Annotated in this window: 12 protein-coding genes; 8 read left to right on the top strand and 4 right to left on the bottom strand. The window is 44.3% G+C overall.

Features of this window, described 5'->3' with window-relative positions; genetic code table 11:
* The first annotated feature begins 28 nt into the window (after positions 1-28).
* On the top strand, positions 29-724 hold the full coding sequence (pyrF, locus tag OCV20_RS10960; protein ID WP_017078954.1) for an orotidine-5'-phosphate decarboxylase: 696 nt from the start codon (positions 29-31) through the stop codon (positions 722-724).
* A gap of 104 nt (positions 725-828) precedes the next feature.
* Here pyrF and miaE read toward each other — a convergent pair whose 3' ends face one another.
* Entirely contained in the window at positions 829-1,584 is a 756-nt protein-coding gene (gene miaE / locus OCV20_RS10955; RefSeq protein ID WP_050644556.1) for a tRNA isopentenyl-2-thiomethyl-A-37 hydroxylase MiaE, read from the bottom strand.
* A 143-nt stretch (positions 1,585-1,727) separates the two neighbouring features.
* Positions 1,728-2,492 carry a hypothetical protein gene (locus OCV20_RS10950; protein WP_048614538.1) on the bottom strand — a complete coding sequence of 255 codons (765 nt, stop codon included), beginning with the start codon at positions 2,490-2,492 and terminating at the stop codon, positions 1,728-1,730.
* 322 nt (positions 2,493-2,814) lie between these two features.
* On the opposite strand from OCV20_RS10950, the gene cysB reads away from it, so the two are divergent.
* Positions 2,815-3,789 carry an HTH-type transcriptional regulator CysB gene (cysB, locus tag OCV20_RS10945; RefSeq protein WP_017060244.1) on the top strand — a complete coding sequence of 325 codons (975 nt, stop codon included), beginning with the start codon at positions 2,815-2,817 and terminating at the stop codon, positions 3,787-3,789.
* 140 nt (positions 3,790-3,929) lie between these two features.
* A complete protein-coding gene (locus OCV20_RS10940; protein ID WP_086773726.1) occupies positions 3,930-5,132 on the top strand; it encodes a methyltransferase in 1,203 nt (400 codons plus the stop codon).
* A gap of 190 nt (positions 5,133-5,322) precedes the next feature.
* Here the strand turns inward: OCV20_RS10940 and ald are convergent, their stop codons facing one another.
* Positions 5,323-6,447 (bottom strand): alanine dehydrogenase, encoded by a 1,125-nt coding sequence (gene ald / locus OCV20_RS10935; protein WP_086773725.1) that lies wholly within the window; start codon positions 6,445-6,447, stop codon positions 5,323-5,325.
* 156 nt (positions 6,448-6,603) lie between these two features.
* Here ald and lrp point away from each other — a divergent pair, with 156 nt between their 5' ends.
* The 5 genes from lrp to serS all read left to right on the top strand — a co-directional run bounded on the left by lrp (position 6,604) and on the right by serS (position 14,240).
* Positions 6,604-7,098, top strand: a complete 495-nt coding sequence (gene lrp / locus OCV20_RS10930; RefSeq protein WP_004734558.1) for a leucine-responsive transcriptional regulator Lrp — start codon at positions 6,604-6,606, stop codon at positions 7,096-7,098.
* 163 nt (positions 7,099-7,261) lie between these two features.
* Positions 7,262-10,432: a DNA translocase FtsK 4TM domain-containing protein gene (locus tag OCV20_RS10925; RefSeq protein ID WP_086773724.1), complete on the top strand. Its 3,171-nt coding sequence runs from the start codon at positions 7,262-7,264 to the stop codon at positions 10,430-10,432.
* A 341-nt stretch (positions 10,433-10,773) separates the two neighbouring features.
* Positions 10,774-11,370 carry an outer membrane lipoprotein periplasmic chaperone LolA gene (lolA, locus tag OCV20_RS10920; RefSeq protein WP_017060248.1) on the top strand — a complete coding sequence of 199 codons (597 nt, stop codon included), beginning with the start codon at positions 10,774-10,776 and terminating at the stop codon, positions 11,368-11,370.
* 64 nt (positions 11,371-11,434) lie between these two features.
* A complete protein-coding gene (locus OCV20_RS10915; RefSeq protein ID WP_231625735.1) occupies positions 11,435-12,790 on the top strand; it encodes a replication-associated recombination protein A in 1,356 nt (451 codons plus the stop codon).
* Positions 12,791-12,932: 142 nt separating this feature from the next.
* Positions 12,933-14,240 carry a serine--tRNA ligase gene (serS, locus tag OCV20_RS10910; RefSeq protein WP_010439959.1) on the top strand — a complete coding sequence of 436 codons (1,308 nt, stop codon included), beginning with the start codon at positions 12,933-12,935 and terminating at the stop codon, positions 14,238-14,240.
* Between the two features lie 125 nt (positions 14,241-14,365).
* On the opposite strand, the gene OCV20_RS10905 is transcribed toward serS, so the two are convergent.
* Positions 14,366-16,012 (bottom strand): response regulator, encoded by a 1,647-nt coding sequence (locus OCV20_RS10905; protein ID WP_086773723.1) that lies wholly within the window; start codon positions 16,010-16,012, stop codon positions 14,366-14,368.
* Between the last annotated feature and the right edge of the window lie 43 nt (positions 16,013-16,055).

Here is a 16,055-nt window from a genome sequence, read left to right as displayed (position 1 = left end):
TAGAAAGTTAACTGCGTTAGGAGATGAAATGAACGACCAAAAAATCATTGTAGCCTTGGATTATGATAATCAAGCGGATGCGTTAGCCTTTGTCGATCGTATTGACCCAGCATCTTGCCGCCTAAAAGTGGGCAAAGAGATGTTTACCCTGTTTGGCCCTGAATTTGTTCGTGAATTACATAAGCGTGGTTTCTCAGTATTTTTAGACCTTAAATTCCACGACATCCCGAACACATGTTCAAAAGCAGTTCGTGCTGCCGCAGAACTGGGTGTTTGGATGGTGAACGTACACGCAAGTGGCGGTGAGCGCATGATGACGGCTTCTCGCGAAATCTTAGAACCTTATGGCAAAGACCGTCCACTGTTAATCGGTGTAACGGTACTCACCAGTATGGAGCAATCTGATTTAGCGGGTATCGGTCTGGATCTTGAACCACAACAACAAGTGATGCGTTTGGCTTCTCTAACGAAAAACTCAGGCTTAGACGGTGTTGTATGTTCTGCACAAGAGGCATCTTTGCTTAAAGGTGCACTTGGTCAGGAGTTCAAGCTAGTTACTCCAGGTATTCGTCCTGTCGGCGCAGATGTTGGTGATCAGAAGCGAATCATGACGCCTTCTAAAGCGATTGAATCAGGCTCAGATTACCTTGTTATCGGCCGTCCGATTACGCAAGCGATAGACCCTGCTGCTGTGCTTGCAGAGATCAACGGTACGTTAGCTTAAGTCTATATTTAGATTGAGATATAAATAAAGAAGGCCAGCAAATTGCTGGCCTTAATTTTTTAGTCTGGATTAGTCTAATCTGGACTGAATGCTCTGTGTGGAGCTTAAACCGGAGCGCCACTATGGAATTTGAAGTCGTTGTCATCTGAAGTGATAAGATCAGCTTCTACTTGAGCAAAATGCGCTATACGCTCTGAAATATCTTTCCCTGCGATCTGCTCTGCTAGCTCAAGGTAATCTTGATAGTGACGCGCTTCCGAGCGAAGTAGAGACACGTAAAACTTCTCCATGTCTTCTTCCAAGAAAGGAGCCAATTTAGCGAAGCGTTCACAAGAGCGAGCTTCAATAAACGCACCGATGATAAGTTTATCAACCAGAGCATCAGGCTCGTAAGTCTTAACTTGTTTGATCAAGCCTTTAGCGTAACGACCCGCCTCGATTGGCTGGTAAGTCACGCCTTTCTTCTCCATCAACTCCATGACTTGGTAGAAGTGATGCAGCTCTTCTTTGATCAGTAATACCATCTTATCGATCAGGTCTGCACCGTAATTACAGCCTTCTTTCGCGGTGATTTGCTTGGATACGTTGCTTTTACCACGCAGAGACTCTAAGTCTCCGATACGACGGTAAGCAAATTGCTCGTATGGCAAAATCCATTCATTCAGTTGCTTCGCGCTTTCTTTATCGACAGCGTACTTGCGGATAAGGAACAAAGCACTTTGTGCCGCCTTAAGTTCACACAGCATGTGATCGCGTAGAATGATGTGAAGGTTTTCAGGCTTTTTGGCTTCATCTATCCATGAATCTGGCGTTTCGGCTTTAAGAAAAGAGTGGATTGGAGCGAGTAATTCTTGATACATGGTCAGGGAAAGTTTGTTGATAATGTGGGGATTTTATCACAGCTCAAGAGATCTCCCTATACAGAGAAAGGAAATTCAACAGCTACAAAAAAGGCCGCCTATTTAATGTAAATAAGGCGGCCTTTAAGTGTTGAATTAGATTGTTACCACTTCTTCTTCTGACCGAAGAGGGCATCCATATCGTCTTCTCGCTCTTTAGATTCCATCTGTTGTAAATCTTGAGCGTTTTTGTCTTGGCGTTTCTGGTCAAGCTCGTTGAGCATCTGTTGAAGCTTTTCTTTGGCTTGATTAGAGTACGAGTCGTTCTTAGTCGCTAAAGCATCAATACCTTTGCGTAATAGCTGGATCGCTGTTCCCGGTTGTCCGCGAGAAATCGAATCGTTTGCACGTTTAATAACATTTTCAATGTTAATACGGATTTGAATCGTTTCTAGGCGAGCATTTTCAACCACATAAGCTTGGGTCTCGAAACGGCCTTTATTGTGCTCGTTGCGTACCGTATCACGTAGGCGCTTAACTAACTTAAGCATCATGATCGCTTGCTTGTCACTACTTGGTACGCGGAAAGCTGTACTCTCGCCACCTTTGTAGTTCTCTTTAAGCTGAGTGATTTGTTGCTTTACACTTTCAATGCGTTGGGCAAGCTGCTTATTTTTTGGATCGAGTTGATACATGTTTTCTAATGCATCAAGAATTCGATTGTTTAAGCATACAAGAAGATCTTGGCTAAACGGCATGTGGTGAGCGTTGCCAATCAGTTCTTCTGTACCGTCAATAATGGTTAGATAACGAGAAGCTTCCTGTTTCTTCGCTGTTTCTACCTTAACTTTATATTGAAGCATGATGTTGTAGCCTAAAACTAACACCAAAAGAACGGCTACTAAGGCGATTATTAAACCAATATTCATATATTTGAGTCTGCTTATTATTTTCTATAGCTAACTGGAGAGGATACACGATTCCATTGTGTATCGGCACTCGTAAATTGCAATTTCTGATTATCTCTTGTTGAGCGAAATCGGCAATCAAAACTTACCAACTAATGTATGAGAATGAGGGTTGGGTTGCAAAGCGTTAGTGATGTTTTTGTTTGTTAAGCTAGAAAAACTCAATTTTCCTGTCATTTTTGTGTTCGAAGCGTTATAACTATTAATTATATTACACGCGACTATAACGCTCTCTTTGCAAATAAGTTAGCACAGAAATGAGTAAAGGATTACGAGGTTAGATATGAAGTTACAGCAACTGAAGTACATTGTTGAGGTTGTAAACCATAACCTAAATGTTTCAGCTACAGCAGAGAGTTTGTACACATCTCAGCCTGGCATTAGTAAGCAAGTTAGATTACTTGAAGACGAACTAGGCATTCAGATTTTTGAGCGTAGCGGCAAGCATTTAACGCAGGTTACCCAAGCGGGTGAGGATATCATTCGTATCTCTCAAGAGATTTTGGCGCGCGTTGAAAGTATTAAAGCGGTAGCGGGTGAGCACACTCATCCAGAGATGGGTACATTGAATATTTCAACGACTCATACTCAAGCTCGTTATGCACTGCCTGATGTAATTAAAGGTTTCACGGCGCGCTACCCAAAAGTATCGCTTCACATGCACCAAGGCACGCCAAGCCAAATGTCAGAAGCCGTCGCTAAGGGTACTGCGAATTTTGCGATTGCAACGGAAGCGCTGCATCTTTACCAAGATGCGATTATGCTGCCTTGTTACCACTGGAACCGTTCGATCGTCGTGACCAAGGATCACCCTCTGGCACAGAAGCGTAATATCACGATCGAAGATCTTGCGGCTTATTCCCTAGTGACCTACGTGTTTGGTTTTACTGGTCGTTCTGAGCTTGATACCGCGTTCAACAAAGTTGGGTTAACACCGCGTGTTGTGTTTACCGCGACCGATGCAGACGTAATCAAAACCTATGTTCGTATGGGTATTGGTGTTGGTGTAATCGCAAGTATGGCGATTGACCACGAGCAAGATACTGATTTGGTTGCGATTGATGCGAGCCATCTATTTGGTGCGAGCACAACCAGTATTGGCTTTAGAAAAGGCACCTTCCTGCGTTCTTACATGTTTGATTTTATGGAGCGTTTTGCACCGCACTTGACTCGCCCTGTGGTTGAGCAAGCTATTTCTTTGAAATCGAATGAAGAGATCGAGGAGATGTTTAAAGATATCGAGCTGCCAGTTCGTTAATCTCATCGTGTAAATCTAGATTCTTATTCGGCCTGTATTTGCAGGCCGTTTCTCTTTTGGGCTTTTAGCTTTCGTTTTCTTTATCGATCCTTTCCATTTCGACCTCTTACCCCTACAATCCACGCATCATAGGGGGAAGCATGCATTCACGATTTAAAATACTCGATTCATTTTTGCTAGAACACCAGATTTACTGGCGTTCAGAGCCTTTTCACCTATGCCAAACTCAACAGCAGCCGTGGAAAGAGGTCAATCGTCCACTCGTTGATTGGTTACAAAGCTTAGATAATGAAAGCATTCAAACCTTAAAAGAGCAGCCTCAGCTTTTGATTAAGGAACTGACTCGTTTCCTACCTGAATTAGATACTGCTACCCAAAACATCCAGTTCAATAACACAGCTTTGGTTGGTTTAGACCTCCCACGTGGTACTGCTGATGGTATTCCTGGTCGAAAGCTACATCAAATTGTCGCAATGGGCGAGGCTGCATTAGGTCATCATCATGGCAAAGAGTGGCTCGAGTGGTGTTCTGGTAAAGGCTTTCTTGGTCGAATCCTATCTCAACAATCTGCTCAAAAAGTCACGAGCTTTGAATGGCAGCAATCATTATGCGAAAGCGGACAAAAGATTGCGGATGACCAGAAGTTAGCGATGAATTTTGTTCAAGGAGATGCGTTTTCAGACAAGGCCGATGACGTGTTTAATTCGTACCAACATGCCGTAGCCCTTCATGCTTGTGGCGATCTTCATGTTGAGCTAGTTAAAAAGTCAGTGTCACATGGGCTACCAGCGGTCACTATTTCTCCTTGTTGTTATCATCTTATTCGAGACGAAAACTACCAAGCGATGTCTTCTGTCGCGAAAAGATCAGCATTAACGTTAAGTAAGAGCGACTTAAGAATCCCGCTTCAAGAAACCGTGACTGGTGGTGAAAGAGTAAAGAGACATCGCCAACTAGAGATGAGTTATCGTCTAGGCTTCAGCCAGTTACTTAAGGCTGAACTTCATATTGAAGAATACATTCCTGTACCGAGCATCAAAAAATCAGAGTTAGCTGAGGGTTTTGAATCCTTCTGCCGCTGGGCATCTGAAGTGAAAGAGCTATCGCTGGGTTCAGATATTGATTTTGCATCTTATTTGATTCAAGGCGAAGCGCTTTTCTGGGAAATGGAGAAGCTGAGTTTGGTTCAACAAGTTTTTAGACGACCATTAGAGATATGGCTGGCTTTAGATCGCGCTATCTACCTTCAAGAACAAGGTTATGAAGCTTCGATTGAAGAGTTCTGCGAACGCAGTATTACGCCAAGAAACCTATTGATTCATGGGGTGAAAATCGAGCGCTAGTGGTAAACAGTCTATTCGTGTTTTTTCGACCTAAATCCAGTAATGCAAAATAAAGCTATAAATACAAATAAAGTCATAAATGCAAAAAAGCCAGCGCGACATTATGTCGTACTGGCTTTTTGTTTAATGTGTATGAGTTAACTGAACGCTTCAACGAGAAGATTATTGCGTTCAGGTAGTCATTACATCATTAGTTAAACATTGCGATTGCTTTTGCTGGGTCTACGTATTCAAGGTCAAAGCTCTCTGCAACTTCTTTACAAGTTACTTTACCGTGAATAACGTTTAGACCTTCTAGGAAGCCTTCATCAGATAGAAGTGCTTCGCGGTAGCCCTTGTTCGCTAGCTTAACAATGTAAGGAAGTGTTGCATTGTTTAGTGCGTAAGTTGAAGTGCGAGCAACAGCGCCAGGCATGTTTGCAACACAGTAGTGAACTACGTCATCAACAATGTAAGTTGGGTCTGCGTGAGTGGTTGCGTGAGAAGTCTCGAAACAACCGCCTTGGTCGATTGCAACGTCAACAACTGCTGAACCTGGCTTCATCTTAGCGATGTGCTCTTTTGTAACCAGTTTTGGCGCTGCTGCACCAGGGATTAGTACTGCACCAATCACTAGGTCTGCTTCTAGAACATGCTTCTCAATAGCGTCTTCAGTAGAATAAACCACTTTTGCGCGACCTTGGAATTCTTCATCAAGACGACGCAGTGTATCTACGTTACGGTCAAGAATTGTAACATCAGCGCGAAGGCCTACAGCCATACGTGCTGCGTTAGCACCTACAACACCGCCACCAACAACAACAACTTTTGCTGGTTCAACACCTGGAACGCCACCAAGAAGAAGACCACAACCACCGTTAGATTTCTCTAATGTTTGTGCACCTGCTTGAATAGACATGCGACCAGCCACTTCAGACATTGGTGCTAATAGTGGCAAGCGACCCATATTATCTGTTACAGTCTCATAGGCTACGCAGACAGCTTTGCTCTTGATAAGCTCTTCAGTTTGTGGAAAATCTGGTGCAAGGTGTAAATAGGTAAATAATATTTGCCCTTCGCGAAGCATAGCTCGCTCGACAGCTTGGGGTTCTTTAACCTTTACAATCATCTCTGCTTTCGCGAAAACGTCAGCAGCAGTAGGAAGAATGGATGCGCCTACAGCGATGTAATCATCGTCTGAAAAACCGATACCAGTACCGGCATTGGTTTCTACAAAAACTTGGTGGCCGTGTGAGATTAGTTCTCTCACGCTAGCTGGGGTCATACCAACGCGGTATTCGTGGTTCTTGATTTCCTTAGGTACGCCAATGATCATCCTGACTCCTCATTTTATTTTGGTTGTTTTATCTATGTGTAGGGTAATTCTGTCGAATTAATATCTAGTATAGATAGGTTCAGATAAAATTTGATACTGAATATTAAAAAGTTGTAGTATATTTTTTTGCAAGGAAGTAATAAGGTGGAATAAAAAATGGCAGACAATTATAAGAAGCCGTCCAAGGAACTAGATCGTATTGACCGCAACATTCTTAATGAGTTGCAAAAAGACGGTCGTATCTCAAACGTTGAACTCTCAAAACGAGTAGGACTTTCTCCAACTCCATGTCTTGAACGTGTTCGTCGTTTAGAACGTCAAGGTTACATTACTGGGTATACAGCGTTGCTGAACCCACAGTACCTTGATGCTTCACTGTTAGTGTTTGTTGAAATTACGTTGAACCGTGGTGCGCCAGATGTGTTCGAACAATTCAACACCGCTGTGCAGAAACTGGATGACATCCAAGAGTGTCATTTAGTGTCGGGTGATTTTGACTATCTTCTAAAAACACGTGTATCTGATATGGGTGCTTACCGTAAGCTACTGGGTGATACGTTACTTCGTCTACCGGGCGTAAACGACACTCGAACTTACGTAGTAATGGAAGAAGTGAAACAAACTAATCAACTTGTGATTAAAACTCGTTAGTCACAATTGGTGAAATGAAAGAAAGCGGACATTTGTTCCGCTTTCTTGCTTTCTGGAATTGGGTTTTTCTGTTTGATATGGTTAAATCAACAGTAGTTTCATTGAAACGAGCGGCTTTGGCCGCTCGAGATGTTTTTATCCCGTTTAATTATTAAGTTGGTTTATGTTCAAGCAGAGCAGTAATAAAGTAGAAACAATCATTAAAACGAGTGAAGAGCCTCAGTCTCCTCGTTTGAGTGGTTCTCAACGTCTCAAAGAGTGCAGTCTGATTCTCGGTGTTCTCTTCTCTATTCTACTTGCCGTTGCGTTATTAACTTTTAGTCCTGCAGACCCATCATGGTCGCAAACGGCGTGGGGTGGTGACATTCAAAATGCGGGTGGCTACCTAGGTGCTTGGTTGGCGGATACGCTTTTCTTCGTATTTGGCTCTTTGGCTTACCCTTTGCCTATCTTAGTGACGGTTGCAGCGTGGGTATTATTCCGCAAACGTAATGAAGACGAGCAGATCGACTTCATGCTGTGGGGCACTCGCTTGCTTGGCCTGACTATCCTAATTCTTACGAGCTGTGGTCTCGCGGATATCAACTTTGACGACATCTGGTACTTTTCATCCGGTGGCGTAGTGGGCGACGTCTTAACAAGCCTTGCTCTTCCAACGTTGAATGTTCTTGGTAGTACGCTGGTTCTTCTTTTCTTATGGGGTGCTGGCTTTACTCTATTAACTGGTATTTCTTGGTTAAGTATTGTGGAATGGTTGGGTGAATGTGCCATCAAATTTTTCACTTCTGCTGTTAATAAGGCTCGTGGCCAAGACCAAGAGCTGCTTGAGCCTCAATTAAGAGAATCAGCAGACCGCGATTTAATCGAGGAACGTCATCACCAGCATCAAGAGCCAACTTACCGCGATGTTCCTGCTATAGAAGACAACAAAGAATCAACAGAGCATGACCCGCTAGATCCTGCGATGAGTTTTTCTGCGACTAATGATTCTTCAGACGTGGCGACAAATGCGCGAGACAATGCTGCATCGCCGAAGCGTCATTACAACATTCATATGCCTGTCGAAGCTCCAGCGAAGCAAGAAGTTTCTGTTCATGAAGAACCTCAGGTTCAGCCTCAAGCGGTAATTGAACCAGAGCAACCGATCCCTGCAGCACCTGTTTACCAAGCGCCAGAAGAACAGTTAGAAGAAGGTATTGAGCGCTCTAAACAGTTGAATGCAACGATCGAGCAACTAGAAAATGCGGCCATGTATGAAGATGATCTAGCAGAACAAGATCAGCTCGACGCGCATGATTCTCAGGTTGCTTACCAACAATACATGCAGAACGAACAGTCAGAAGTTAGCTCTGCTCAAGCTGACCTTGAAAGTGCTGAGCCAGAATTAGATAGCTCACCACAAGTAAATGGCGAATTCGGTGCTGAAGATGTTCAACCTGAATCTTTATACGCTTCACCTATGGGCGAGCCAGAAGCAACAGTGGAAGACGATTTCTCTGCACAACCTTCACCGTTTGATGTGACGGAAGAGCAAAGCTACCAACAGGGTTCAGATTTTGAGTCTGAGCAGACTGAAGCTGAATTAGCTGGCGCAGCATTAACCGAAGAACAGTTTGAACCTTTCACTTATCAAGAAGAACATTCAGAGCCTGAACAGCCAACAGCACAAAGCCTAGAGCCAGCTGTTGATCTTCCTTGGGAAGAAGTAACGGAAGAAGAATCTGCTCATCAAGATCAAGATGTCGCAGCATTCCAAAGCATTGTCTCTGAAGCACAAGCGAATATGGCAGCGACGCAGAATCCGTTCTTGGTTCAACAAGATGTTAATTTACCGAAGCCTGCTGAGCCATTACCAACGCTTGAATTGTTATTCCATCCTGAAAAGCGTGAAACCTTTATTGACCGTGACGCATTAGAGGCAATTGCTCGCCTTGTGGAATCTAAGCTAGCGGATTACAAGATCAAAGCCGATGTGGTTGATATTTTCCCTGGTCCAGTAATCACTCGATTCGAGCTCGATCTGGCGCCGGGCGTGAAAGTAAGCCGTATCTCTGGCCTTTCTATGGACTTGGCGCGTTCACTATCTGCCTTGGCAGTACGTGTCGTAGAAGTGATTCCGGGTAAACCTTATGTTGGCTTAGAACTGCCGAACATGAGTCGCCAAACGGTATTCTTCTCCGATGTGGTTGCTAGCCCTCAGTTCCAAGAAGCAAAATCGCCAACAACAGTGGTTCTAGGACAAGACATCGCAGGTGAAGCCGTTATTGCTGATCTATCGAAAATGCCTCACGTTCTGGTTGCAGGTACAACCGGTTCTGGTAAGTCGGTAGGTGTGAACGTAATGATTCTGAGTATGCTTTACAAAGCATCACCGGAAGATGTTCGCTTCATCATGATCGACCCGAAAATGCTTGAGCTATCGGTTTATGAAGGCATCCCTCATCTATTGTCTGAAGTGGTAACTGACATGAAAGATGCGTCGAATGCCCTTCGTTGGTGTGTTGGCGAGATGGAACGTCGTTATAAGCTGATGTCAGCGTTAGGCGTTCGTAATATTAAAGGTTACAACGATAAGCTTAAAATGGCAGCGGAAGCGGGTCACCCAATTCACGATCCACTGTGGAAGCCGGGCGACAGCATGGACCCTGAAGCACCATTACTTGAGAAGCTGCCTTACATTGTGGTTATCGTTGATGAATTTGCCGACCTAATCATGGTGGTCGGTAAGAAAGTTGAAGAACTGATTGCGCGTTTGGCACAAAAAGCACGTGCGGCAGGTGTTCACTTGATCCTAGCGACGCAACGCCCATCTGTAGATGTTATTACTGGCCTTATCAAAGCGAACATTCCAACCCGTGTGGCCTTTACGGTATCAACCAAAACGGATTCACGAACTATCCTTGATCAAGGTGGTGCCGAATCACTATTGGGCATGGGTGATATGCTTTACTTGCCACCGGGCTCTAGTCATACAACTCGCGTTCACGGTGCTTTTGCATCTGATGACGATGTACACGCAGTTGTGAATAACTGGAAAGCGCGTGGTAAGCCAAACTATATTGATGAGATCACCAACGGCGAACAAACCCCTGAAACCTTGCTTCCGGGTGAGAAGATGGAAGGTGATGAAGAGGTCGATCCTCTGTTTGATCAGGTGGTAGAACACGTTGTTCATTCACGTCGTGGCTCAGTTTCAGGCGTACAACGTCGATTCAAGATTGGCTACAACCGTGCTGCACGTATTGTCGAGCAACTTGAAGCTCAAGGTATCGTAAGTGCTCCAGGTCATAACGGTAACCGAGAAGTCTTAGCACCAGCGCCACCAAAAGATTAGTTCTACTAGGGCGTGTAGATCTTTCGAGCTGATTTTTGCAGCGAGTTGCTGGGTATTTATACAAGGCAGAGGCTTTGATGTGTAGCTAGCCTACATGAGAAGCCGATAACGTAGTAGAAATGACCAGCAAACGCTGCCCGAAGGGTTCGGCTAAAAGCGTTTTACTCTTTGTTGAGGGAGATTTGCTTAGAATTACTAGGCTACTTCCCCCTCGCCGCGATTAAAACGCTTTTATCTCGAACAAAATTCAACCACGAAAGGTCAACACGCCCTATGAACTTATACCCATTAAGTCGGTCAAATCGAAAATATGACCGATTTATGTTCTAACAGGATTATTGATGAAAAAAGTATTCGCACTTTTATTTATGAGCTTCTCAGTGTTTGCTTCTCCGAAAGAAGAGTTGAGTAGCCGCTTGGCATTAAACGCAGGCTTCAGCGCTGACTTTAAACAAGTCGTGACCAGCCCTGATGGTGATGTTGTTATGGAAGGTGAGGGCACGGTTGAGATTGCACGCCCAAGCTTGTTCCGCTGGGAGACCACGTTCCCTGATGAAAACTTGTTGGTATCTGATGGCCAAAGCTTGTGGTACTACAGCCCGTTCATTGAGCAAGTGAGCATTTACTGGCAAGAGCAAGCGACTTCACAAACACCTTTTGTCCTACTTACACGTAACCAAGAAAGCGATTGGGATAACTATAATGTGGCGCAAACGGGTAACCAATTTACGCTAACGCCAACCGCTGTCGATTCTAATCAGGGCGACTTCCAGATTAATATCACCGAAAAGGGCATTGTTCAGGGCTTTAATGTGATTGAACAAGACGGTCAAAAAGGTGAGTTTACCTTTAGCAATGTTGACTTGGGTAAACCTGCAGCAGACCGCTTTACTTTTGTGGCACCGGAAGGTGTCGAGGTCGACGACCAAAGAAACTGATCTAAACAAGCAGATCGTTTGGTAGTACGTCGATAGGCATCAATGCCATCAACGAATCAAGAGATTGCAATTGAGTAATTACAGCTTAGATTTTGCGGGGGACGAAGATTTTCGTCCCCTTGCTGCTCGTATGAGACCGGAAACTGTCGAACAGTACATCGGTCAGCAGCATATATTAGGCCCAGGTAAACCACTTCGCAGAGCATTGGAAGCGGGCCATATCCACTCGATGATTTTGTGGGGGCCTCCGGGCACCGGTAAAACGACGTTAGCCGAAGTAGCAGCAAACTATGCCAATGCTGAAGTGGAACGCGTATCGGCGGTAACCTCGGGCGTAAAAGACATCCGTATTGCGATTGAAAAAGCGCGTGAAAACAAGCAAGCAGGGCGCAGAACGATCCTGTTTGTGGACGAAGTCCATCGCTTTAACAAAAGTCAGCAAGATGCTTTTCTGCCTCATATCGAAGATGGCACCGTGACCTTTATTGGTGCGACGACAGAAAACCCTTCTTTTGAATTGAACAACGCTTTGTTGTCACGTGCGCGTGTATACAAACTGACGTCCCTGAATACAGATGATATTTCTCTCGTCATTCGCCAAGCGATTGAAGACAAGCAACGCGGGTTAGGTGATGTGCCTGCTGATTTTGCTGATAATGTTTTAGATCGCCTTGCGGAACTGGTTAACGGTGACGCACGTATGTCGCTTAACTACCTTGAACTGCTGTATGACATGGCAGAAGATAACGATAGAGGCGAGAAAGCGATAACCTTGCAGTTGTTGGCTGAAGTGGCTGGTGAGAAAGTCGCTCGTTTCGATAACAAGGGCGATATTTGGTACGACCTAATATCGGCGGTTCATAAGTCAATTCGTGGCTCAAACCCTGATGCGGCCTTGTATTGGTCAGCAAGAATGATTGCTGCGGGTTGCGACCCTTTGTATATCGTAAGACGTTTGCTAGCGATTGCTTCTGAAGATATTGGCAACGCTGACCCAAGAGCAATGCAGGTTGCGATGTCGGCTTGGGATTGCTTCACTCGTATTGGCCCTGCCGAAGGGGAGCGTGCGATTGCTCAGGCGGTAGTCTATCTCGCATGTGCACCAAAGAGTAATGCTGTTTACACCGCGTGGAAGCAAGCTCTAACAGATGCTCACAACCTTCCTGAATATGAAGTGCCGCATCATTTACGAAATGCACCGACAACTTTGATGAAGGACATGGGCTACGGGCAAGAATACCGTTATGCTCATGACGAACCAGGAGCCTACGCGGCGGGTGAAAAATATCTGCCTCCTGAAATGGGAGAGAAGCAATACTATTTCCCAACAAAACGAGGCTTAGAGACCAAAATTGGCGAGAAGCTAGATTATCTGGCGGATTTGGACGCAAAAAGCCCACAAAAACGCTATGAAAAGTAGTCTTTTTTGGATATCGTTACCTAGTCATAAAATTTCAATTAAATCGTTATAAATTGGTCGAAATAGCACCAGTTTTAGGGGTTTAGCAGTGATTCAGTAGCAAACTACTGAATATTCAAATAACTAAAGCATAGGATTAGCAATGCTGGATTCTAAATTACTTCGAGCTGAGCTGGATGAAACAGCGGCAAAATTAGCACGTCGAGGCTTCACCCTTGATGTAGAGACAATTCGTGAACTTGAAGAAAAACGTAAGTCCCTTCAGATGAAAACTGAAGAGCTACAAGCGTTACGTAACTCTCGATCGAAGTCCATTGGTCAAGCGAAAGCAAAAGGCGACCATGAAGAAGCTGAGCGTATCCTTGCAGAAGTAGGCAACTTAGGCGCAGAACTAGACCAAGCTAAAGTAGCATTGGCTGACCTTCAATCTGAGCTAGAAACGATCACAATGTCTATTCCCAACCTACCTGATGCAGAAGTGCCTGATGGTAAAGATGAAGACGATAACGTAGAAGTTTCTCGTTGGGGTCAACCTAAGACTTACGACTTTGAAGTGAAAGATCACGTCGATCTTGGCGAAATGTCTGGCGGTCTTGATTTTGCTAGCGCAGTTAAAATCTCGGGTTCTCGTTTCATCGTGATGAAAGGCAAATTTGCACGCCTACACCGTGCTATTGCTCAGTTCATGCTGGACCTTCACACTGATGAGCACGGCTACACAGAAATGTACGTACCGTACCTAGTGAACCACGATAGCCTTTACGGTACTGGTCAACTTCCTAAGTTCGGCGAAGACTTGTTCCACACAAGCCCGCTAACTGAGCAAGTAAGTGACGTACCTCTTAAGACTCTATCGCTTATCCCTACTGCGGAAGTACCGGTAACGAACATGGTTCGTGACACGATTACTGATGAAGCTGAACTGCCACTTAAGATGACAGCTCACACGCCATGTTTCCGTTCTGAAGCGGGTTCTTACGGTCGTGACACTCGTGGTCTTATCCGTATGCACCAATTCGACAAAGTTGAATTAGTACAAATCACTAAGCCAGAAGACTCAATGGCAGCGCTTGAAGAGCTAACTGGCCACGCTGAGAAAGTACTTCAACTTCTAGAGCTTCCTTACCGTAAAGTGATTCTATGTACAGGTGACATGGGCTTCGGCTCTGCGAAAACTTACGACTTAGAAGTATGGGTTCCAGCACAAGAGACTTACCGTGAGATTTCTTCTTGTTCAAATATGTGGGATTTCCAAGCGCGTCGTATGCAAGCTCGTTTCCGTCGTAAAGGCGAAAAGAAACCTGAACTTGTACACACACTAAACGGTTCTGGTCTTGCTGTTGGTCGTACTATGGTTGCTATCCTTGAGAACAACCAAGAAGCTGATGGCCGTATTGCTATCCCAGCAGTACTTCAGCCATACATGGGCGGCGTAACGCACATCGGTTAATGCCAATTTAGGTTAATCAAATTTAGATTAACCTGACTTGCCAGAATATTTAAAAGGCTTTGCTGTAATGGCAAAGCCTTTTTCGTGTCTGGAGCTTACCCAAGTAGAAGTCGTATAAAGCGAAGCTACATAAAAGAGAAGCTCGCTTTGGTTGCTTCGTCTGCTTGCTTACAAGCTAGCAACGCCTTTCGATAGTAATTTTGATAATTGTTTTTGGTCAGTTCATCAAGTGTATAAAGTTGAGTGACCACGCCATCACACTTCTGAATAATCGTTAAAACCTGTTTCGCGCCCATTGCGTCAGGCCAAATAACAGAGAGCAGTTTGACGATGTTCATGCATACGTTTTTGATCATCGGGCATCGCTTGTGAATCTCTAAATAAGCGACCAATACCTGTTTATAGTCCGACGAAGCCTGCTTAATGCTGACGTTGCTCTGTTTGAGCCATTCCATCTTTTCTGCGTTACGGCGTTTCATCTCACTGCACATGGTCATTTGGCTAGAAACAACGGTTTCGTTCGCCGTTTGGATGATCAACATGCCACAGCGGCTCTCTGCGACTTTAAACTCATTCTCACAACTCATTCTGTCCAGCAACCAGGTGTGATGATAGATGACCGGGAATGCATTAAAGCTATTTCTGTCGTGCAGTGCAGTCAAAATAGTCACCGCTTTTTGGTACTGTTTTGATTCCATTGCAATGTGTGCTGCGATAAGCGCCAAATCCGTTTGAAGACCTGCTCTTGCCTCTGTAGGGATCTTCGAAATTAGATAGTTTACTTGGTCGAGTGTCGCTTTATTGTTGCTCTCACCAGATGCACAATAGAGCAAAAATCGAATATGGTTGAGCTTCATATAGAGGTTATCTCGAAAGGTATCCCTATTGATCTGCACATAGTTCTGATAGTGAACCAACGCCGTCTTGGTATCATTTACGGAGAGACACAGATTTGCGATTGCCAGTTCCCTTTCTGAATTACCCGGTGTGAGTTCACTTGCCAATTTAAAATGGGCAATCGCAGCTGGAACCTTATTGCTGATAAGGTTTACTTGAGCTGCTTGGTCTCGATACAAGGTGCTGGTGGGTGCTGAATCAATCAAGCTTTCGATCATTCGTTGTGCTTCATTGATCTGACCCAAATTCGCAAGGCTGTTTGCTAGACCTGCTTGAGCCCAATCAAAACTGCCTTCATCAAGCGCCTTCTCATATACGTTCTTTGCTTCTTCGTAAAGCTTAAGCTTTGACAAAAAGCTTCCGCGAAATTGCTGGATGGTCGTAAAATATTCAGAATGAAAGGCGATCAGCTCTTCGCAGAACTCAAGTCCCGCTTCATAGTCATTTTCTCGTTCGGCCTTATAGATTTTTTGTAGAACCAGCTTCTTTTTTAAAGAGCTTGTAATACGTTGCTTTAAGGTTTCACGATTGAATGGTTTTAATAAATAATTATCTGGTCGAAGCTCTAAAATAGGGCGGATCGATAAAGCGGAATTCTCACCTGTAACTAGAATAAATATTCCATCGTCTTTCAATCTATTCGATTGTTTAAGCTCTTCAAACAGCTGCTTGCCATTGATGGTGTTACCAAAGTTATAGTCGCAGATAATCACATCAAACGTCGTTTCGCTTGTTATCGTCATAGCGATGCGAGGGGATTTAGCAATTGAAATCATTCGCTCTGAAAAGCCGATATGAATCAACATATTGCGGATAGTTGATAGCACGATCGATGAGTCATCAACGATAAGTGCATTGAGTTGGTTTAATTTCATGTTTACTTTAAATTATTTACTGACGTGAATTCCGCAGCGATTA

The sequence above is a fragment of the Vibrio coralliirubri genome, from assembly GCF_024347375.1.
Classification (GTDB): domain Bacteria; phylum Pseudomonadota; class Gammaproteobacteria; order Enterobacterales; family Vibrionaceae; genus Vibrio; species Vibrio coralliirubri.
Note: the sequence above shows the minus strand (reverse complement) of the source record. Positions and strands in the feature narration are given on the sequence as shown.

Excerpts from the sequence above, each read along its gene's own strand:
- OCV20_RS10905 (WP_086773723.1), bottom strand. The coding sequence starts at position 16,012 with ATGAAATTAAACCAACTCAATGCACTTATCGTTGATGACTCATCGATC.
- OCV20_RS10925 (WP_086773724.1), top strand. The coding sequence starts at position 7,262 with ATGTTCAAGCAGAGCAGTAATAAAGTAGAAACAATCATTAAAACGAGT.
- cysB (WP_017060244.1), top strand. The coding sequence starts at position 2,815 with ATGAAGTTACAGCAACTGAAGTACATTGTTGAGGTTGTAAACCATAAC.
- ald (WP_086773725.1), bottom strand. The coding sequence starts at position 6,447 with ATGATCATTGGCGTACCTAAGGAAATCAAGAACCACGAATACCGCGTT.
- lrp (WP_004734558.1), top strand. The coding sequence starts at position 6,604 with ATGGCAGACAATTATAAGAAGCCGTCCAAGGAACTAGATCGTATTGAC.
- miaE (WP_050644556.1), bottom strand. The coding sequence starts at position 1,584 with ATGTATCAAGAATTACTCGCTCCAATCCACTCTTTTCTTAAAGCCGAA.
- pyrF (WP_017078954.1), top strand. The coding sequence starts at position 29 with ATGAACGACCAAAAAATCATTGTAGCCTTGGATTATGATAATCAAGCG.
- lolA (WP_017060248.1), top strand. The coding sequence starts at position 10,774 with ATGAAAAAAGTATTCGCACTTTTATTTATGAGCTTCTCAGTGTTTGCT.
- OCV20_RS10950 (WP_048614538.1), bottom strand. The coding sequence starts at position 2,492 with ATGAATATTGGTTTAATAATCGCCTTAGTAGCCGTTCTTTTGGTGTTA.
- serS (WP_010439959.1), top strand. The coding sequence starts at position 12,933 with ATGCTGGATTCTAAATTACTTCGAGCTGAGCTGGATGAAACAGCGGCA.
- OCV20_RS10940 (WP_086773726.1), top strand. The coding sequence starts at position 3,930 with ATGCATTCACGATTTAAAATACTCGATTCATTTTTGCTAGAACACCAG.